At 45.0% G+C, this 18,732-nt stretch carries 17 protein-coding genes; 9 read left to right on the top strand and 8 right to left on the bottom strand.

Annotation, left to right across the window (positions count from 1 at the left end; translation table 11 throughout):
* Positions 1-39 precede the first annotated feature (39 nt).
* Positions 40-1,260, bottom strand: coding sequence for a serine hydrolase (locus QQL36_RS32230; RefSeq protein ID WP_321568085.1), 1,221 nt, complete (start codon positions 1,258-1,260; stop codon positions 40-42).
* A gap of 220 nt (positions 1,261-1,480) precedes the next feature.
* Here QQL36_RS32230 and secDF point away from each other — a divergent pair, with 220 nt between their 5' ends.
* Positions 1,481-4,681, top strand: coding sequence for a protein translocase subunit SecDF (gene secDF / locus QQL36_RS32225; RefSeq protein ID WP_321568084.1), 3,201 nt, complete (start codon positions 1,481-1,483; stop codon positions 4,679-4,681).
* A 277-nt stretch (positions 4,682-4,958) separates the two neighbouring features.
* Positions 4,959-5,084 carry an alanyl-tRNA synthetase gene (locus QQL36_RS32220; RefSeq protein WP_143708868.1) on the top strand — a complete coding sequence of 42 codons (126 nt, stop codon included), beginning with the start codon at positions 4,959-4,961 and terminating at the stop codon, positions 5,082-5,084.
* Between the two features lie 79 nt (positions 5,085-5,163).
* Here the strand turns inward: QQL36_RS32220 and QQL36_RS32215 are convergent, their stop codons facing one another.
* Both QQL36_RS32215 and QQL36_RS35840 read right to left on the bottom strand, forming a co-directional pair.
* Positions 5,164-6,258 (bottom strand): glycoside hydrolase family 5 protein, encoded by a 1,095-nt coding sequence (locus tag QQL36_RS32215; protein ID WP_083723750.1) that lies wholly within the window; start codon positions 6,256-6,258, stop codon positions 5,164-5,166.
* Between the two features lie 25 nt (positions 6,259-6,283).
* Complete coding sequence (locus QQL36_RS35840) at positions 6,284-7,660, bottom strand: DEAD/DEAH box helicase (RefSeq protein WP_415751088.1); 1,377 nt, start codon at positions 7,658-7,660, stop codon at positions 6,284-6,286.
* Positions 7,661-7,772: 112 nt separating this feature from the next.
* Between QQL36_RS35840 and QQL36_RS35835 the strand changes: the two genes are divergently transcribed.
* Positions 7,773-7,961, top strand: coding sequence for an SWIM zinc finger family protein (locus QQL36_RS35835; RefSeq protein WP_368677477.1), 189 nt, complete (start codon positions 7,773-7,775; stop codon positions 7,959-7,961).
* Between the two features lie 1,191 nt (positions 7,962-9,152).
* On the opposite strand, the gene coaE is transcribed toward QQL36_RS35835, so the two are convergent.
* The 4 genes from coaE to nusB form a co-directional block, all read right to left on the bottom strand.
* Positions 9,153-9,746 (bottom strand): dephospho-CoA kinase, encoded by a 594-nt coding sequence (gene coaE / locus QQL36_RS32205; protein WP_083723744.1) that lies wholly within the window; start codon positions 9,744-9,746, stop codon positions 9,153-9,155.
* A gap of 73 nt (positions 9,747-9,819) precedes the next feature.
* A complete protein-coding gene (gene yajC, locus QQL36_RS32200; protein ID WP_235643737.1) occupies positions 9,820-10,164 on the bottom strand; it encodes a preprotein translocase subunit YajC in 345 nt (114 codons plus the stop codon).
* A gap of 42 nt (positions 10,165-10,206) precedes the next feature.
* Entirely contained in the window at positions 10,207-10,638 is a 432-nt protein-coding gene (locus QQL36_RS32195) for a DUF1573 domain-containing protein (protein WP_083723740.1), read from the bottom strand.
* 13 nt (positions 10,639-10,651) lie between these two features.
* Positions 10,652-11,581 (bottom strand): transcription antitermination factor NusB, encoded by a 930-nt coding sequence (gene nusB / locus QQL36_RS32190; RefSeq protein WP_321568082.1) that lies wholly within the window; start codon positions 11,579-11,581, stop codon positions 10,652-10,654.
* A gap of 322 nt (positions 11,582-11,903) precedes the next feature.
* Between nusB and QQL36_RS32185 the strand changes: the two genes are divergently transcribed.
* The 4 genes from QQL36_RS32185 to QQL36_RS32170 all read left to right on the top strand — a co-directional run bounded on the left by QQL36_RS32185 (position 11,904) and on the right by QQL36_RS32170 (position 15,687).
* Entirely contained in the window at positions 11,904-12,185 is a 282-nt protein-coding gene (locus tag QQL36_RS32185; RefSeq protein ID WP_072356767.1) for a co-chaperone GroES, read from the top strand.
* A 55-nt stretch (positions 12,186-12,240) separates the two neighbouring features.
* Complete coding sequence (gene groL / locus QQL36_RS32180) at positions 12,241-13,875, top strand: chaperonin GroEL (protein ID WP_083723736.1); 1,635 nt, start codon at positions 12,241-12,243, stop codon at positions 13,873-13,875.
* Positions 13,876-14,192: 317 nt separating this feature from the next.
* On the top strand, positions 14,193-14,444 hold the full coding sequence (locus tag QQL36_RS32175; RefSeq protein WP_321568081.1) for a hypothetical protein: 252 nt from the start codon (positions 14,193-14,195) through the stop codon (positions 14,442-14,444).
* Positions 14,419-15,687, top strand: a complete 1,269-nt coding sequence (locus QQL36_RS32170; RefSeq protein ID WP_321568080.1) for a hypothetical protein — start codon at positions 14,419-14,421, stop codon at positions 15,685-15,687. The genes QQL36_RS32175 and QQL36_RS32170 overlap by 26 nt, the downstream gene beginning before the upstream one ends.
* A 126-nt stretch (positions 15,688-15,813) precedes the next feature.
* Here the strand turns inward: QQL36_RS32170 and QQL36_RS32165 are convergent, their stop codons facing one another.
* Positions 15,814-16,599 (bottom strand): 2OG-Fe(II) oxygenase, encoded by a 786-nt coding sequence (locus tag QQL36_RS32165; RefSeq protein ID WP_083723730.1) that lies wholly within the window; start codon positions 16,597-16,599, stop codon positions 15,814-15,816.
* A 152-nt stretch (positions 16,600-16,751) separates the two neighbouring features.
* Between QQL36_RS32165 and QQL36_RS32160 the strand changes: the two genes are divergently transcribed.
* Positions 16,752-17,237: an FKBP-type peptidyl-prolyl cis-trans isomerase gene (locus QQL36_RS32160; RefSeq protein WP_083723728.1), complete on the top strand. Its 486-nt coding sequence runs from the start codon at positions 16,752-16,754 to the stop codon at positions 17,235-17,237.
* Between the two features lie 37 nt (positions 17,238-17,274).
* Positions 17,275-18,705 carry an L-serine ammonia-lyase gene (locus QQL36_RS32155; protein WP_083723726.1) on the top strand — a complete coding sequence of 477 codons (1,431 nt, stop codon included), beginning with the start codon at positions 17,275-17,277 and terminating at the stop codon, positions 18,703-18,705.
* Positions 18,706-18,732: the final 27 nt, after the last annotated feature.

Genomic DNA, 18,732 nt, shown 5'->3' with positions numbered 1-18,732 from the left:
TCACTCACTTGTTTAATATAGAATTAGAACTTGGTATTTTCAAAAGATTTTATTGGAATAGTCAATTTTGAACCGGGACAGGTCGGGACGATATATCCGCGGCCGTTGGCGCTCATAATTATAAATAAGCTCGCCTAGGGCCTGCATGAAAGGTTCGCCTATCTGTTTGAACTGGTAATTTTCGTCGGAAAGGATTCCAGTGTTGTCATTTACATAAACGGTTGTAGATAACATAAATTCAATCCGGTGGGCAAAGTCTGCTATATAGGCCACGTCTGTTAATGTGCCATATGCCCATCCTGGTTTATTAAAGCTGCGTACATTACCACTGATATTGTTGTTTTTCTCTGCACCAAACAACAGAAACTTCACGTAATTATGATGAAACGCTGCCGAATCAAAAGTTGGTTGCTCCGATTCTTCCGGCTGTGCTGACATGCAGTGGTATAAAAATCCATAGTCGCCATCATTTAAACGGAAACGTTGTGATTTTGTTACAAGATCAGGAAAAATAATACTTTTTAAAATATTGTGCAGGTCTGCCAGGCAGATCCTGTTTTTCTCCGAGGCATCCATTGGGGTTTCGACCAGTTCATTTTGTTCATTATAGTATGCCTTCCCCATCTGGTCGTGTCTGGGGGAGAAGGTGAGGGGGCTGTATAGACCAGGTTGCTGGTAGATGACTTTTCTGCCCCTGCGAAAAGTAATGGGGTTGGTATACCGGTTTTTTTCGGGTGAAATACCGGAGACTCCCACCCGGTGTCTGACCTGTGCCCCGGGGTACCCTTTGGCCCAGAGACTTTTATTAAAGGCTTCCTGACCGATAAATTCATAGAGCCGGTTGAAGGCATCGTTGTCACTGACCAGCAATATCTTTTTAATGTAATTACCGATGGAGGGGAATCCGGAAGGGGAGGAGGCATCTGTGAGGGCGGCCGGGGTAGCGCCGGGCATACTTCCGGTGAACATGGGAGTATGGCGGTCCAGGCCCTGGATAGAAAGGTCATTCAGTTTTTCCAGGGCGAGGGCGGTGGCGGCCAGTTTTATGGTAGAGGCGGGGTAGAAATAGGTGTTTTTGTCCAATCTATAGGTGAAATTTGTGCAATGGGGGGTGTTTTGTGCATCCCGGTCGATCCTGGTATAAATAATCTGCAGCCGGTACTTTTCCGGATTGGCAAAAACCCGTCCAAGGCGGGCTGTCTGTGTATTTAACAGGGAATCTAAAAAAGAGTCTTGGGGAAGGTAATTGGAGGTTTGCATATTTTTATTAGTATTGCAGCCTGCAAAGTATAGTATCAACCAGATAGAAAAGCATTGGCACACACTTAGAGAAGACTAAATAAGGGCAAAAAACTCCGGTTTAAGAGTTGAAAACCAATATTTTCCACCTTTTTCCTTTTCTGAGTTTCTCCGGCTTTAATATATCAATTTAAATTCTATCTTTGCAACTCTTAAAATTTTTTTATAAACCCGAAACAATATGCAACTTAAAGGACTGGTTAGATTTTTTGCCGGTGCATTGATCCTTATCTCTGTGTATTACTTGTCTTTCACGTTTCTGGTCCGCAGCTACGAGAGCAAGGTAGACCTGCAAGCCAAAAACGACGTCTTAAAGGCGAACAAAAGTGCTGTGGAGAAGTATCCAAACAGTAAAGAGCAACAGGCTTTTTATCAGGATACACTGACTGATCTGATAAAAGTAAGGAGACAAAGGATACTGGATAGCACCAGCAATCAACAGATCGCGGGTTTTCCCTGGTACATAACCTATACTAAAGCCAAGGAAAGAGAGCTGAACCTTGGGCTTGACCTCCAGGGAGGTATGAACGTAGTGCTCGATGTGAGCGTGGAAGATGTGATTCGTTCGCTGAGCGGTCACTCGACTGATGCAGCTTTTAACCAGGCGCTGAGGAATGCAGCGGAAGCAAAAAAGACCAGCCAGTCGGATTTTGTAACATTGTTCGGGCAGGAATACCAGAAGGTAGCTCCTAACGGTCGTCTGGCAACTATTTTTGCCAACGCTTATCAGAAAGACATCAATTTCAACACCTCTAACGCGGACGTTCTGAAAGTGATCCGTAGCGAAGCAGGTGCTGCAATTAAAAATACTTACCTCGTACTGCAAAAACGTATTGACAAGTTTGGGGTAGCTTCTCCAAACATCAGTCTGGACGAAAGCAAAGGTATTATCTCCGTAGAACTGGCTGGGGTAGACAACCCTGATCGTGTAAGGAAATACCTGCAGGCGAGTGCGAACCTGGAGTTCCGCGAAGTGTACAGAAACGACGCTGACTTCTTTAACAATGTACTGGTGAAGATGAACGAAGCACTGAAAAATGTTTCCACCACTAAACCAGCCACTGTTGACACGGCTGCTACCGCAGCTACTGCAGTAGATACTGCAAAAGCTGGCAAAGCTGCTGCTGATACTTCTAAAGAAGGTAGCCTGGCTAGCTTCATGAACGATTCTGCAAAAGATAAGAACGGTAAAGTTGACTCTGCCAAGCTGATGGCGAACGCAGAAAAGGAATTCCTGAAGTCTAACCCACTGTTTGGTATTCTGCATCCGAACGTTTCACAGGAAGGTCCATATCCTAGTGCTACTATCGGTAGGATTCTCCCCTCTGACACCGCTACCTTCAAAGCTTACCTGACATTGCCTGCGGTGAAAGCCGTAATGCCTAAAGATCTGGTATTTGCTTTTGGTCCTGAAAATAAAACAGACCGCCATGGTGTGATCGAAGTATTTGGTCTGAAAATCAATCCAGCTAACCCAGCTCCACGTGTAAGCGGTGAAAGAGTTGTAGATGCTAAACAGGATTTCGACCAGAATGGTAATGCTGAGATCAGCATGACTATGGATAACGTAGGTGCGAGAGAATGGAAAAAGCTGACCGGCGAACTAGCTCCTAAAGGTGGCGCAGAAGACGATCGCAGCAACCTGAACTATGTAGCGGTGGTACTGGATAGCATCGTTTACACAGCTCCTTCAATTATTAATGAAATTCCTGGAGGTCACTCCCAGATCACCGGTAGCTTTACCGTTGAAGAGGCGAAAGACCTTGCAAATATCCTGAAGTCAGGTAAAATGCCTGCTCCGGCTAAAATTGTTCAGGAGCAGATTGTCGGACCAACCCTGGGTGCTGAATCTATCGCAGCTGGTGCTAAATCCTTCATCATCTCCTTCATCGTGATCTTCGTACTGATGCTGGTATATTATAATACTGCTGGTATCGTTGCAAACATCGCGTTGGTACTGAACCTGCTGTTCACCTTCGGTATTCTTGCTTCGCTAGGTGCGACGCTAACGATGCCTGGTATAGCCGGTCTGGTACTGACTGTAGGTATGGCCGTGGATACGAACGTAATCATCTTTGAACGTATCAAGGACGAACTGGTGCATGGCAGAACTTACCAACAGGCTGTGGAACATGGTTACAGGCGTTCTTATGCGCCTGTACTGGATGGTCACATCACCTCCCTGCTCACCGCAATTATCCTGTTCTACTTCGGTTTAGGTCCTGTACTGGGCTTTGCTACCACTCAGATCATCGGTCTGTTATTGTCCCTGTTCTGTGGTATCATGATCTCCCGTATTGTAACTGATTACTATACCAACAAGAAACGTCACTTCGAATATTTCACCCCGATTTCCAGGAAGATCTTCAAGCATGCTACTTTTGACTTCGTAGGTAAGAGAAAGTATGCTTATGTGATCTCTGGTATCATGATCCTGCTGGGGGCCTCTTCCTTCATTCACGGTTTCCGTCACGGTGTTGACTTTGATGGTGGTCGTAGCTTCACTGTTCGTTTCGAACAGCCAATGAAGACCGAAGAAGTACGTGGCGTACTGGAAAAAGAATTTGGTACAGAGCCGTATGTGAAAACTATCGGTAACACTAACCAGCTGAACATTACTACCAACTATAAGATCAACGAACAGAGTCCTGAAGTTGATAAGGAAGTAACTGAGAAACTGTACAATGGTTTGAAGAAATTCTATGATAATAATGTGACTTATGAAGTATTCTCTTCACCTCGTTACATCGTAGCTTCCCAGACAGTATCACCAACCATCTCTGATGACCTGCGTGCAGGTGCGGTGAAAGCGACGATCCTGTCCCTGATAGTGATCTTCCTGTACATCCTGTTACGTTTCAACAAGTGGCAATATTCTATCGGTACACTCTTCTCCCTGTTGCATGACGTGATGGTAACATTGGCGGTATTCTCTTATTGCCATAATCTCGTTCCGTTCCCACTGGAAGTTGACCAGCACTTCATTGCGGCGATACTAACGGTGATAGGTTTCTCAATGAATGATACCGTGATCGTATTTGACCGTATCCGTGAGTACTTCCGCAGTGGTCAGATGAAGGGTCAGTCAAGAGACAGCATCATCAACAAGGCGATCAACGATACACTGAGCCGTACAGTAATGACGTCTCTGACAGTATTCCTGACTATCCTGATCCTCTTCATCTTTGGTGGTGAGGTAACCCGTGGTTTCGCATTTGCGATGCTGATTGGTGTGATAACCGGTACTTACTCATCTATCTTCGTAGCTGCACCGGTTTTGGTGGACTTCGACAAAAAGAATGAGTTAGCTAATGAAAGCGAAGCAATTCCTGTAAAAGATGCAGATAAGAAAGGCTTAGCTGGCGCAGCTGTTAAGAAATAGTGTTCAATTAAATGTTTGATATATAAGAGCCCTTCGGTGTAACCGAGGGGCTTTTTATTTGGTAGAGATGCTTGCGGGGAGGCGAGGAGGTGGCGCTTCTTTTGGTTGGGTAGGTTTGGTGACAGGACTGCAGGGAGGAAATTTTTCTTTTGGGGGAGTGGGGGATATTTTTCAGAGTGAGCCGGAGCAAGGCTTTTTTCTTACCTATTGGGGTATAGATAAAAGCGATGTTGCTCTTTTGGGGGAGTATATTATTTTGCATGTAAATAGTTTACTTATGGCAATAGCAACAGCAAAAAATACCTGGGTAAAGTGGATCAGGAGGGTAGGAATCTGGGGCTTCCTGTTCTTTTTGGTGAAGGGGTTGGTGTGGCTGGCGTTGGCGTATTGGATTGTGAAGTAGGAGTAGATTTAAATTTGGATATAGTCATTTCTTTAAAAGAAAAACGGTTTTGTCGTCAGACAAAACCGTTTAAAAATCTTTATTCCTTAGTGAGTAATTTGAGTAGTTTATCATCCTCACTACCATCATCTGCCATTATCCCAAAATCTCCTTTATATGTCCACACTGTCCATGAGAGAGTGTTTTTATCCAGTGCCTTTTTCATATCCTTGTACCAACGCATCCTGTCTTTTCTGGGGGTCAGACTTGTACAGCCCCATTCTCCACATATAAGCGGCACTTTAAACTTCTTTGCTACTCTGGCTACTGTTGCTATCTGATCTGCTATAATATCTTCATTATAATCCTGCGTACTACCTGCCAGCAGATTTCTGATAGTGGCCGGTTGCTGGTTCAGCTCTTTGGCAGTGATTGTCGCACCGGGATAATGAACCGGTCCGCTGTAATCCTGCTGTCTGCTGCCATTATAACGGTAATGGGTAAAGTAAACGGGTTCATAATAGTGGAAGTTGAGTATAATGTGATTGTCTCCTTCAGGTAGTTTCAGCTGTGAAAACGTGCTGTAACTGCCATTCTGGTTACTACTTACTACTATCACTCTTTTAGGATCAATTTCACGGATGGCTTTGATCGCTTTTGCCAGCAGATCATTCCATTGTGCTGCACTATCTGCTGCAGGATTACTGAGTAACTCATATGCTACCAGGTTTGTTGGATATTTTTTCAGCTCCAGCGCCAGTTCTTTCCATATGTCAATAAAACGATCCTGTTCATCATCATCGCTCCACAGGCGGTGTCCCTTCAGTATATTCAGGTCAATAATTACACGCAGCTTGTTTGTTTTACACCAGCCAATGGCAGCATGTATATACTTAAAAGCATCTGCATATTTCTCGTTCTTATAGTTCCACAGCTCACCTTCATCTATAGGTATACGCAGGTGGTCGAAACCTTTTTGTGCGAGTAAGACCACATCCTGCTCACCAAAAAAATCTACCTGTGCCGTACCGTTACGGCCATTGGATTCTGATAGCCAGTAACCAATATTTACCCCTTTCTGAATATTAAAGCCTTCAGGGAATTTCGGTGGCGCCCCTTGCTGGGCACGAACCGTGAATGAAGTGGCAAAGAACGCCACCATAAGCATGATAATAGACCTGGAGTTATTTAACATACTACAAATTTCGAAAATAATTTTATTAACTAAACAAAAATGCCACATCATCTTCCGTCAGTTTTTTCACAAAGCCGGTATCTTCACTGATCAGATCATCTGCAATCATCTTTTTCCGTTGTTGTAAGGCAAGAATCTTTTCTTCCACGCTGTCTTTACAGATCATCTTGTAGGCAAACACTTTGTTCTGCTGGCCGATACGGTGAGTACGGTCTATGGCTTGTTGCTCAGCGGCCGGGTTCCACCATGGATCTACCAGGTACACATAGTCTGCTGCCGTCAGCGTCAAACCTACACCACCTGCCTTGAGACTGATCAGGAATACCCGCATTTCCTCTTGCTGCTGGAATTGGTTCACCAGTTGTTGGCGGTTTTCTGCTTTTGTACTACCATCCAGATAGAGGAATTTCAGTCCTTCCTGCTCCATTGCTTTCGCTATGAGCTGCAGCATGCCGGTGAACTGTGAGAAGACCAATACCTTGTGCGCACCGGTGTTTTCACTGATTTCGCGCATCAGCTCATCCAGTTTAACAGAATGAGTGATATGCGATTCAGATTCAACCAGCTGAGGCGCATTGCATACCTGCCGCAGACGGGTCAGACCTTCCAGTACATAAATCGTGCTAGCTGCGATTCCCTGTTCCTGGATGCGGTTTAACACCTTCTCTTTGTACAGATCGCGGATGCGATAGTATGCCTGTCGCTGCTCATCGCCCATTTCACACCACATAATGATCTCAGTCTTGTCCGGCAGGTCCTGGGCTATTTGTTCCTTAGTTCGTCTTAAGAGGAATGGGTAGATGAGGCGGCGTAACTGAGCTGCTTTTTCAGCATCTGAATATTTATCAATAGGCATGGCAAATTCAGTGCGGAAGAATGCCTGGTTGCCCAACAATCCCGGGTTGGCAAAGTTCATTTGCGCATAGAGGTCCATGGTATTGTTTTGGATAGGCGTACCGCTCAGGATGAGGCGGTTGCGCGATTGCAGTACCTGCAGGGCCTTTGTGGTCTGTGAAGCAGGGTTTTTGATTACCTGGCTTTCATCGAGCACAATATAGCCGAACACTTGACGGGCAAAGATATCCTGGTCGCTACGTACGGTGCCATAGCTGGTAATAATCAGATCATAACCAGCGGGATCGTATTGCCGGTTACCGCCATGGTAGACGGCGTATGTTAGGTCGGGCGCGAATTTCTTCAGTTCACTTTCCCAGTTATAAATAAGGGAAGTAGGGCATACAACCAGGTGTGTTTCACCGGGGTATTTATTAGAGAGGTGTTGTAAGAAAGTGATGGTCTGCAAGGTCTTACCCAAACCCATATCATCTGCGAGACAGCCACCCCAGCGCATGGCATCGAGAAGACACATCCACTCAAAACCAGCCTGCTGGTAATTACGCAGTTGTGCCTGAATAGAGGTTGGTACAGGGAAATCTTTACCTGGCTGGGCCTGCAGCTGTTGTAGCCGTTGCAGGGTATCTTTTGAATGATTGCCCTGCAGTATCTCCTGTGCGATGGTAAAATGCAGGCGGGAGAGTTTCAGCTTGTCTTTCTGTACCTGTCCCAGTTTCCAGAGCAGGTCATATTTATGCAGCCATTCTTCGGGGATCACACCTATGGTACCATCTTTCAGTAATAGGTGTGGTTGCTTGTGCACCAACGCTTTCTGCAGGTCTACCAATGCAACGGGAATATCGCCGTAGTGGATTTTGATTTCAAGATCAAAGGCATCTTTATCATCGCCGCTCCATTGAATATCCATCACAGGTACATTGGTATTGTACCTGAAATGTTGTAACTGATCCATGCCATATACGCCAATGTTGCGGTCGGTGAGTTTACGGTAGCACTTTACAAACCACTGGTTTTTTTCTGCATCTGCAAAGGGCAGGTAGAAATAACCGTTTCGCTGTTGTGCAAAGCGGGCATGCAAGGAACGGATGAAGGTGATGATCTCTTTTTCTTCATCCAGGTGTCTTTTGATCTCGAATTGCGTATCGCCTTCCGTGCGAAGTACGACTTTGTCGGGTGAATCGTCGAGGGTGAATTGTCCGTACTGCCATTGCGGCGTGAGTACGAGAAAAGATTTATTCAGTTCACTGAGCCATATGTTGCAGGTGGGGGTGACATCGATCACATCCTTATCCAGCAGAATACTTTTATTGACAGGGAATAATTCGCTGAGGGGTTCAACTACCTGTTGGAGGAAAGCGCCTTCCTCGCCGGGTATAGCATCGATGTAGCCACCGGAGAATTTTGCCAGGGCATTGGCACTGGCAGGCGGTAATATAAAGAGTTCTCCGCGGCTGCGCAGTAAGAAGCCATAGTGCTCAAAGCCGGAGAGTGGAAAAGACTGGTTATTGATATTGACGAAGGCTACCATGCGGATAACGCCATCATCGCCCTGCACGAGTTCAAAGGAGAGGGAAGGCGTATAGTTATTGACAGTAGCGGGCCGGGTATGTTTTATCAGCATGCTTTCGTCAGTGATCATGGTATACCAGGGCAATACAGGAGTGAGGGGGCGCAGTTGTTGTAAGGTATGATATAGGTATTGCTGCATTCCTTCCTGTACGTACTGCTGTAAGGTCAGTTCTCTCACGGGGGACTCTCTGAATTTATCTTTCAGTTGCAGTTCCTTGTACAGCATGGCTTCCTGTGTGCAGGGGTGCAGCAGGTGTTGAACGCCGGCAGGCAGGGTATTAAATATGGACAGGGATTTTTTATCATGCAGGGGCATTCGCTGACAGGTACGGCCACCGGCATCTTCTTTCAATAAACCGGCGTTGATCTTAATAGGTTCCGGGTGATTACTTTGCAGTTCCAGCAGCAGAACGGGTGTAGCTTTAGACGAATTGACGGTTTTCCCCATGCAGATATTTTAAGGTGAATGATTAGGCGCCTGCCAGTTCCAGCAATTTAGCATGGATGGCGAGTACCTGAGGTATGACCATCTGTTGTTCATCATTGTGAATGACATCGTCACACAATTTCATTTTGATGGGTTCTTCGATTTGTTTGTACATACGTGCCAGCACATCTTCGCGGGAGACGTTGTCACGTTTCATGACCCTCAGAATGCGCATTGGCTGAGGGGCGGTCACGCCAATGATCCTATCCAGGTAGGCGAAGGAACCTGATTCGAAGAGGAGTGCAGCTTCCTTAATAATATAAGGGGCTTGCTGTTTGTCGGCCCATTCTTCGCTATGCCGGATGGTGGCGGGGTGTACGAGGGAGTTGAGCAGTTCCAGTTTGTCTTTGTCGTTAAAGACAATTTTGCCCAGGGCTGCTCGTTGCAGCTGGCCGTTTTCGTCGTACATGTCTTCGCCGAAGTGCTGAATGATACTGGCTTTGAGGAGCGAGTCAGTATGCATGATCTCTTTAGCGGCATCGTCCGCATAGTATACGGGGATACCAAGCAGGGAGAAGACCTTGCATACAGTACTCTTGCCTGAGCCGATGCCTCCTGTAATACCTATTTTTAGCATATGTCCAAAGATCAAAAAAAATCCCAAACTCCGGTAAAGGAATTTGGGACCTGTCATCCTTTCGGATGTAGAATTATTTAGCAGCTGGTTCAGCAGCTTTCTGCTGAGCAGTGGTATATTCCATTGAGATTGCAGAACGTTCGATAGTGAGGTAAGTACCTGCGCTAACTTCGATCTTAACGGTATTGTTATCATTGAATTTATTGATCTTACCGTGGATACCAGCAATGGTAACGATTTTATCACCTTCTCTCAGGTTAGAGATAAAATCTTTCTGTGCTTTAGCTTTTTTTGTCTGAGGACGGATCATGAATAACCACATCACCAGGATCATACCACCAAAAAACAGCAGCTGCACCATACCACCGCTACCGCCCTGGGTTCCACCTGGAGCACCCATCAGTAAAATGTTAAGCATGTTTGTGTACATCGTAAATGTTTGTATTTGTTGTTAAGTTTATTATTGTTTTACCACAGTACAAATGATCGTTGGGCCTTGCACCAGCTTTGGGGTGGTATTGGCATGTAGTACGATCTGCTTTGTCGTGAAGCCGGACTTACCTGCGCTGTTGAATGCTACTTTGAGATAGCTGCTTTTTCCTGCCTGGATTGGTTCTTTTGGCCAATCGGGGATGGTACAGCCACAGCTGGAGGTAGCGTCAGTAATGACCAGCGGCGCATCGCCAGTGTTTGTAAATTTGAATGAGTACTCTACTTTTTCACCTTCCACGACATTACCGAAGCTATGTTCCATTTCTTCGAAAGAGATGGTGGGCGTACCTTTTTTAATCTCGGTAACGGGTGTACCGGCCCCTTTTTTACTGCTTTGATTATTGCCGCAGGCTCCCAGGAGGAGGGTACTGCAGGCTAGCAGGTAGAATACCTTCTTCATAGGTCAAAATTAGTTATTTTTTGTTACGGTCTATTTTCTTTATCTGGTGAGCCGCATCCAGGTCTTTCAGGATATTGTCCAGTATGCCGTTTACGAACTGTCCGCTTTGTGGCGTACTGTAGGCTTTGGCCAGATCAATATATTCGTTGATTGTTACCTTGGTAGGAATAGTTGGGAAGAAGAGGAATTCGCACACGCCCATTTCCATCAGCAGCATATCGACAGCGGCAATACGCTCAGGATCCCAGTTCTGCAATTTTGGCTTGATGAGTTCAAGGCAATAATCCTTCTTGTCCAGTACGGTCAGCAGGAGTTCTTTGGCATATTCCAGTTTTTCTCTGCTGATGAGCTGAAGGAAGTTGAACAGGTGAGGTTTGTGCATGTAGTTAGCAATGAGCAGGGACATCATCTCTGCGTCGTCGCCCCAGTGCAGGAAGGTATCTTCCATGTGCTGAAGGAAAAGTTCCTCTTTGCTAAGTATTTCCTTATAGATGTACTCGATAATTTCTTTTTCAACCTTTTTATCGCGGGAAGGTTCCTGGATATAAGTCTGATAGATTTCAGAAGCTACCAGGATGTGATATAGCTTACGCAGCATATCCTGTTCCGGAATGAGTTTGAGCTTCCCGGTTTCCAGGTTTACCTGGAATCCTTTATCATTAATAATCTGGAAAATGAACTCGTTGCCTGCAATTTTGGTGTTTACGGTCAGGTCTTCGGCTGAGGGAAGATGTTTAGAAGCACGTTGTTGTGCGTCTATTTCCGCATATTGCGCTACCTGAGTAAGGCAATATAGTAAATAGGTAAAGATCTGACTGGTCTGGTCCAACTTCTCGGTCAGTAAGCTGGTAGCCGTACCTGGCTTAATAGTACCTGGCTCCATCGTTTCCAGGGCATAAAGGGTTTGCATGACCTTTACCCGGATATTTCTTCTGCTAATCATCTTATAATCAAGAACTGTATGAGGGCGCAAAGCTATGTAAAAAAAGGGGTAATCGAACAGAGGGGGGTACATTTTACGTAACAGTCTGATAGGGCGAGTAAAAAGGTGGTTAACTTCAGGCAGGCTAACAGGCTTTTAATCTGGTAGTTACTCACATTTTAGAATGTTTTGTCAGTTTTTGCTGAAAAATTGGCATTTTTGTCAGGCCTGCATGGGAAGAAAAGCAGGTGTTCCTGAAAAAATGACCCGATCGGGGCCTTGGCACAATTATCGAGGATCAATGGTCAGAAAATCATCTTATCTTTTTAAAAAGTATAATTATATGGCAAAAGATTTAAGTATTAAACCCTTAGCTGACAGGGTGATTGTGAAACCCGCAGCAGCAGAAGAAAAGACCGCTGGTGGTATCATCATCCCGGATACTGCGAAAGAAAAACCACAGAGAGGTACTGTAGTAGCGGCTGGTCCCGGTAAAAAAGATGAGCCGGTAACTGTGAAAGTAGGTGATACTGTACTGTATGGTAAATATTCCGGTACAGAGATCAGTATTGAAGGTGGCGATTACTTAATCATGCGTGAGTCTGACATTTTAGCAATTGTTTAATCAATTGGCGCACACACAAAACAATCCGTAAAATTTAAAAAAATTCAAAGCTATTATGGCAAAGCAAATATTCTTTAACATCGAAGCCCGCAACAAAATGAAGAAGGGCGTTGATATTCTGGCAGATGCTGTTAAAGTAACCCTGGGCCCAAAAGGTCGTAACGTTGTTATTGAGAAAAAGTTTGGCGCACCTGGTCTGACTAAAGACGGTGTGACCGTGGCTAAAGAAATTGAACTGGAAGACCCAATTGAGAACATGGGTGCCCAAATGGTAAAGGAAGTTGCCTCTAAAACCGCAGATATTGCCGGTGATGGTACGACTACTGCAACCGTTCTGGCTCAGGCAATCATCAGCGAAGGTCTGAAGAACGTAGCTGCTGGTGCAAACCCAATGGATCTGAAACGTGGTATCGACAAGGCTGTTAAGGCTATCGTTGAGAACCTGGCAGGTCAGTCTGAAAAAGTTGGTAACGACATTCAGAAAATCGAGCAGGTTGCTGCTATCTCTGCAAACAACGACTTTACCATTGGTAAACTGATCGCTGAAGCAATGAGCAAAGTAACCAAAGACGGTGTAATCACTGTAGAAGAAGCGAAAGGTACTGACACTACTGTAGAAGTAGTAGAAGGTATGCAGTTTGACCGTGGTTATCTGTCTCCATATTTCATCACCAACAGCGAGAAAATGCACGCTGAGCTGCAGAATCCTTACATCCTGATCTACGATAAAAAGATCAGCACCCTGAAGGACATCCTGCACATCCTGGAAAAAATCGTTCAGAACGGCCAGCAACTGCTGATCATCTCTGAAGACCTGGAAGGTGAAGCACTGGCTACCCTGGTTGTAAACAAACTGCGTGGTCAGCTGAAAGTAGCTGCTGTAAAAGCTCCTGGTTTCGGTGACAGAAGAAAAGAAATGCTGCAGGATATCGCTACCCTGACCGGTGGTATCGTAATCAGCGAAGAACAAGGTTACAAGCTGGAAAATGCTGACCTGAGCTACCTCGGTCGTGCAGAATCCGTAACTATCGATAAAGACAATACTACCGTTGTAGGTGGTAGAGGCGAAAAAGAAGCTATCCAGGCTCGCATCAATCAGATCAAAGCTCAGATCGAAGTAACTACTTCTGACTATGATCGTGAAAAACTGCAGGAACGTCTGGCTAAGCTGAGCGGCGGTGTTGCTGTACTGTACGTAGGTGCTGCTACCGAAGTTGAGATGAAAGAGAAGAAAGACCGTGTTGACGATGCACTGCATGCTACCCGTGCGGCTGTTGAAGAAGGTATCGTACCAGGTGGTGGTGTTGCTTACATCCGCGCTATCGAGTCTCTGGAAAGCCTGAAAGTAGAGAACGAAGATGAGCAGACTGGTATCGCAATCGTTAAACGTGCGATTGAAGAGCCTCTGCGTCAGATCACTGCTAACGCAGGTATCGAAGGTTCTATCGTAGTTCAGAAAGTGAAAGAAGGTAAAGGTGACTTTGGCTTCAACGCTCGTACTGAAGTTTACGAAAACCTGCTGGCTGCTGGTGTAATCGACCCTGCTAAGGTGACTCGTATCGCACTGGAAAATGCTGCGTCTATTGCTGGTATGCTGCTGACCACTGAGTGTGTGATTGCAGATAAGCCAGAGCCTAAATCCGCAGCTCCTGCAATGCCAGGTGGTCACGGTATGGGTATGGATTACTAATATTGGTAATTAATTATAAAGAGGAAGCTGTCTCATTTAATTGAGGCGGCTTCTTTTTTTTATGGGGAGAAGGTGGTTTTGGGAGGGGGATGGGTGTTTTATGGGGGGAGGGTTTGGAGGTTTTTGTGAAGATAGGGTTGGTGTTATGAAGGTATGGGTGGTGTGGGCTTCTTTGTTTTGTGTGTGGCTTCTTTTTATGAGGGTATGGGTGGTTTTTATGAAGGTATGATTGGTTTTGTAAGGTTATATTTGTTTTTATAAGGGTATACCTGGCTCACAGTTGTCTACCTATCAGATACAATTACCCACTTTCGCAATTGAAAGCAATTATTACCAATACAGATGTACTAGCAGTTTACTTCAACGAATATTTTGAGGTATTATACCGATATGCTTACACTATTCTGAGAGATAGCGACGATGCAAAAGATGCCGACCTTGCACGGCTCCGGATTTCCAGTGTGTTTGACAATAAGCGGTTGGAGTATGTGCTGGATGTTATTATTTCTACACTTAATTTAAATTATACTTACCTGAATTCTGATGAAATATCTATTGAAGCAGAATAGTAACTTCCTGCTATACTGTACTGTAATGATCCTGTTCAATCTGCCGTTGTATGCCCAATTAACTCAACGTGTTATTACTATTACCCAACCCTCGATGGATATACCTGAGCTGGCAAAGGCGATAGTTGCCCAGACGGGGGTGGAGTATTCATTGAATATGCAGAATAAGTCGTTGAAGAAAAGTGTACATCTGAAAGCTGGAAAATGGAAGCTCGAGGATGTGATGAGGGAGGTGCAGCAGCAAGTGGGGTTGGAGTATAAGATATTGGGGGATCATATTTTATTTACGGATTATAAGCCTGTGAAGAAGGTGAATGGAGGGCAAGGGGGGAAGTCTACAGCTAATGGGATGCCCCGGGAAGCATTGTCTGGGGCTGTGAAAAGGGAGGCGAGAGGTATGCAAAGGGGGGCTGGAGGTGCGAAAAATGAATCGGGAACTGTGAAAAAGAGGGTGGTAGTTGTGAAAAGTGAGTTGGTCATTTCGAAAAGCAGGGAGGTAGTTACGATAGGTGAGTCGATAGCTGCTAAAAGTGTATCGACACCTGCTGAAAGCCCGATGATACCTGGTTATCCGGCTTATGTTTTAAGCCCGATTCATGTTGATTACAACATCACACCGTCACCGACTGCACCATATGTGAAACCACGGCATATGGTAATCAATGAGCGGAAAGTGAGTGACACAAAAGAAGCTTCGCCGAAAAACGAAAGACGACATGTTGTGCTACCACATTTGTGGGCGCCGCCGCTGGCTGAAGCAGGACTTACTGCAAATGACATTGTATATCTCAATGCCAGTGTGAAGGCCGGCATACAGTATTTTTATGGTATCGCAACATTGGGCGTTGCTTCCAGAGGAATGCGGTTCAGATATGGAGCTGGTGTGCGTTTCCCGCTGGATGAATATACTGCATTGCATGCAGAGTTTACCACTGGTGCGCTATCAAGGAAATCTATAGATACGATGCCGCAGGGAGGAATGTTGCGCGAACGGATGAATTCTTACGGTGTGTCGTGGTCGAAGACGGTCCGCCCTCGTTTGAATCTGCAGGTGGAAGTGAATTATTCAACATTGAAAAAGTCGAATGATTCAACAGTGAATAAGGTGAATATGGAAACACATTATTATGGATATGGTACTCCTGTCTATAATGCGAAGATTAGCGGGAATGGGGACTATTATGAATTAAATACGTGGATAGGCGTTCGGGTATCCTTGTTTTATAATTTAAGAAGGAAATAGATTGTAGCACAGTTTAAGGAGGGGATAAATGGTCGTATTATTTAAGACGAGAACGTAATTCTTAACAAGAGAATAAGATGTAGCACTGCTTTGATCGCAGGCGACAGCAGTGCTACAGTAAATCTTTTACCTGGAAAAAGTTCTCAATAAAACCGGCGGTACCCAGTCTCTTAATGTTTGCTTCAAAGTACTTTTAGCATCTTCTTTTCTTAATTTAAATATGGTGCTATGGCTCGCAGTAGTTTCTTCTAATGGCCTGCCATTGGTATAATAATATAATGCTATTGATTTTCGGGTACGGTTTTCAGGACACATTAACGGATCAGGATGTCCATGATAGGAATGCGAAGTCGTTGAAAAGATAGCCATCCTGTTATATAAAGGCAGGATCTTTACCATTGACTTTTCCATATCCTTGTCCCACAACTCCAAATGCCCTCCATAGGATTCTTCCCATTCCTTATTTAAATAAATAAGCACATTCAATCTTCTGTCAAGCCCGGTATTAGGATGCTTGTTAAAGTCTGCATGCACTTTCAACATACCACCACGTTTAATCATATGGAGGCCACCTCCTTCCAGGTATGGGTCGGGCAATAATCCGGGGATGCCTGTGAGGGTTTCTAAAAAATCAATAAAAGATCTTGAATTGAGCATATGAATAAAATGCCGGGTAAAATCCCCGAAATCCTGTTCATTTTTCGCTGCGAGTTTTACTTCTTTGTTATTATTAAACTGCTGCCAGTGGGCCTGTTTGGTGGTGGGAAACTCTTCCAGAATTGTTTCTAATGCCAGATCTGGAAATACATTATCAAGATAAATGTGAGGAAATGGTGCTGCAGTAGTATACTTTTTACGGTTTAGCGTTGCAATCGCTTGCAATTGATTTGTGTCAGGCTTAAAATAAATCATAAAAAAGTTGTTTTATACTCTTTAGACATTTGCCGGATATTTATACCCTTATAGCATATTTTCAGCTGCCGGTGGGTATATTTCGTCGATACCGGGTCATCTTTTACCGACAGGCTTTGTAACTTTGCATAAGCATATGCCGTTATATAAACATGAAGATATTTTTACAATCTATACTTTTCTTACTGTGCCTATCTGCCTGTTCTGCGTCGGCAGACGATGATATATATTCCAATGATCCATCCAGTATTGGCTCACAGGAATATGCTATACAATCTTATATTTCCACTCATGGCCTGACCATGAAAAGAGACTCCAATGGCTTGTACTACAAAATCATGGATATGGGTGACTCTACTCAAATAATGAACCTCAATAATATACCTACCCTCATTTATACCCGTAGCAACCTGCAAGACACGCTGCTGGATGCCAGTTTCGGTTCTACCGACTTCGACGGCCGCCAGCTAAAAGATCACATCGCCGGCTGGCAGATTGGTCTTCGCAAAATAGGCAAAGGCGGCACTATCTTCATGATCATACCCAGCCGCCTTGGATTTGGCGACGTATCCGTAGGCAGTATTATTCCCGCTAATACCGTACTGGTGTGCACCGTACAACTAGTAGATTTTAAATGATTGTAGGAATGCATTAATTTTGGTGAAATTACTACTAGTGGCACACGAATGCATATCCGTTTTTGATATTTTCAAAATAGGCGTCGGTCCTTCCAGCTCTCACACTTTAGGCCCCTGGCGGGCTGCATTACAATTCCTTGCCGAACTGAAAAAAGCAGGCCGGACAATTTCCGAAGTACAGCATGTAAGCGTTTTATTGTATGGTTCCCTGGCTAAAACCGGTCATGGGCATGGTACTGACATTGCTGTACAGCTGGGACTTTGTGGCGATGATCCCGTAACCTTCGATGTCAATAAGATCAATGAGAAAACGGACGACATCCGCCGCAGCAAAACCATGTTGCTGGGTGGTGAAAAATTAGTCGCATTCGACCCATTGGAAGATATTAGCTTCCTCTACGAAGAATCGCTCCCTTTTCATCCCAACGCACTTACTTTCTTAGTCACTTTTGAAGATGGCGGTCAGCAGGCAGCTACTTATTATTCTATTGGAGGTGGCTTTGTAGTGAAAGAAGGAGAGGTGGCAGGCGCTGCTTCGCAGGTGGATCTGCCTTTCCCTATCGATACAGCCCGTCAGTTGTTGCAGTTTTGTATCAAGACGGGATATTCCATTTCTGAACTGGTCATGGAGAATGAACTCGCCTGGAGATCGGAAGCAGCTACCCGGGAAGGGGTGCTGAATATATGGCGGGTTATGAAAGAATGCACTTACCGTGGCATTCATACCGCCGGCGAACTTCCCGGTGGATTGCGCGTAGCCCGCAGAGCTGCTGCGCTGAATAAGAAATTACTAAAAGGTAATACCTATACTGATTACGATAGTTGGATGATGGCCATCCGTCAGGGTGGTAACCATTTTGCTTATACGCTTGACTGGGTGAGCTGTTTTGCGCTGGCGGTGAATGAGGAAAATGCGTCCTTTGGCCGTGTGGTGACAGCACCTACGAATGGTGCAGCAGGGGTAATTCCAGCTGTGTTGCAATACTTCATTATTTTTTGTGATGGCTATTCTGAAGACAAAATCCTTCAGTTTATACTTACTGCTTCCGAAATAGGTAGTATTTTCAAAAAACGTTCTACTATCTCAGCGGCCATGGGTGGTTGTCAGGCAGAAATTGGCGTCTCTTCTGCAATGGCAGCAGCAGCATTGACAGAGTGTCTTGGAGGCTCTCAGCGGCAGGTATTGATGGCTGCGGAAATAGCTATGGAGCACCATCTGGGGCTTACCTGTGATCCGATTGGCGGTTTGGTACAGATACCTTGTATTGAGCGGAATACCATGGGGGCGATTAAGGCTATTACTGCTTCGCAGTTAGCTTTACAGAGTAACCCTGAACTGGCCAAGGTATCGCTGGATGCGGTGGTGAAGACCATGTGGGAAACGGCACTGGATATGAATAGTAAATATAAGGAGACCTCTGATGGCGGGCTGGCTGTGAATATTCCGATTAGTTTGCCGGAGTGTTGATGTAGTGAGAAATTATCCTGCGGCAGA

It is taken from the genome of Chitinophaga sp. LS1 (genome assembly GCF_034274695.1).
In the GTDB taxonomy this organism is placed as follows: Bacteria; Bacteroidota; Bacteroidia; order Chitinophagales; family Chitinophagaceae; genus Chitinophaga.
The sequence above is the reverse complement of the archived record's forward strand: the minus strand, read 5'-3'. Positions and strand labels throughout refer to the sequence as shown.

What these genes read in the sequence shown, in the direction of transcription:
- QQL36_RS32195 (WP_083723740.1), bottom strand. Translation starts at nt 10,638, where the DNA reads ATGAAGAAGGTATTCTACCTGCTAGCCTGCAGTACCCTCCTCCTGGGA.
- QQL36_RS32230 (WP_321568085.1), bottom strand. Translation starts at nt 1,260, where the DNA reads ATGCAAACCTCCAATTACCTTCCCCAAGACTCTTTTTTAGATTCCCTG.
- yajC (WP_235643737.1), bottom strand. Translation starts at nt 10,164, where the DNA reads ATGCTTAACATTTTACTGATGGGTGCTCCAGGTGGAACCCAGGGCGGT.
- QQL36_RS32160 (WP_083723728.1), top strand. Translation starts at nt 16,752, where the DNA reads ATGAAGATATTTTTACAATCTATACTTTTCTTACTGTGCCTATCTGCC.
- nusB (WP_321568082.1), bottom strand. Translation starts at nt 11,581, where the DNA reads ATGATTAGCAGAAGAAATATCCGGGTAAAGGTCATGCAAACCCTTTAT.
- QQL36_RS35835 (WP_368677477.1), top strand. Translation starts at nt 7,773, where the DNA reads ATGGTAAAATGCAGGCGGGAGAGTTTCAGCTTGTCTTTCTGTACCTGT.
- QQL36_RS32220 (WP_143708868.1), top strand. Translation starts at nt 4,959, where the DNA reads ATGGCAATAGCAACAGCAAAAAATACCTGGGTAAAGTGGATCAGGAGG.
- coaE (WP_083723744.1), bottom strand. Translation starts at nt 9,746, where the DNA reads ATGCTAAAAATAGGTATTACAGGAGGCATCGGCTCAGGCAAGAGTACT.
- secDF (WP_321568084.1), top strand. Translation starts at nt 1,481, where the DNA reads ATGCAACTTAAAGGACTGGTTAGATTTTTTGCCGGTGCATTGATCCTT.
- QQL36_RS32170 (WP_321568080.1), top strand. Translation starts at nt 14,419, where the DNA reads ATGAAATATCTATTGAAGCAGAATAGTAACTTCCTGCTATACTGTACT.
- groL (WP_083723736.1), top strand. Translation starts at nt 12,241, where the DNA reads ATGGCAAAGCAAATATTCTTTAACATCGAAGCCCGCAACAAAATGAAG.
- QQL36_RS32165 (WP_083723730.1), bottom strand. Translation starts at nt 16,599, where the DNA reads ATGATTTATTTTAAGCCTGACACAAATCAATTGCAAGCGATTGCAACG.
- QQL36_RS32215 (WP_083723750.1), bottom strand. Translation starts at nt 6,258, where the DNA reads ATGTTAAATAACTCCAGGTCTATTATCATGCTTATGGTGGCGTTCTTT.
- QQL36_RS32185 (WP_072356767.1), top strand. Translation starts at nt 11,904, where the DNA reads ATGGCAAAAGATTTAAGTATTAAACCCTTAGCTGACAGGGTGATTGTG.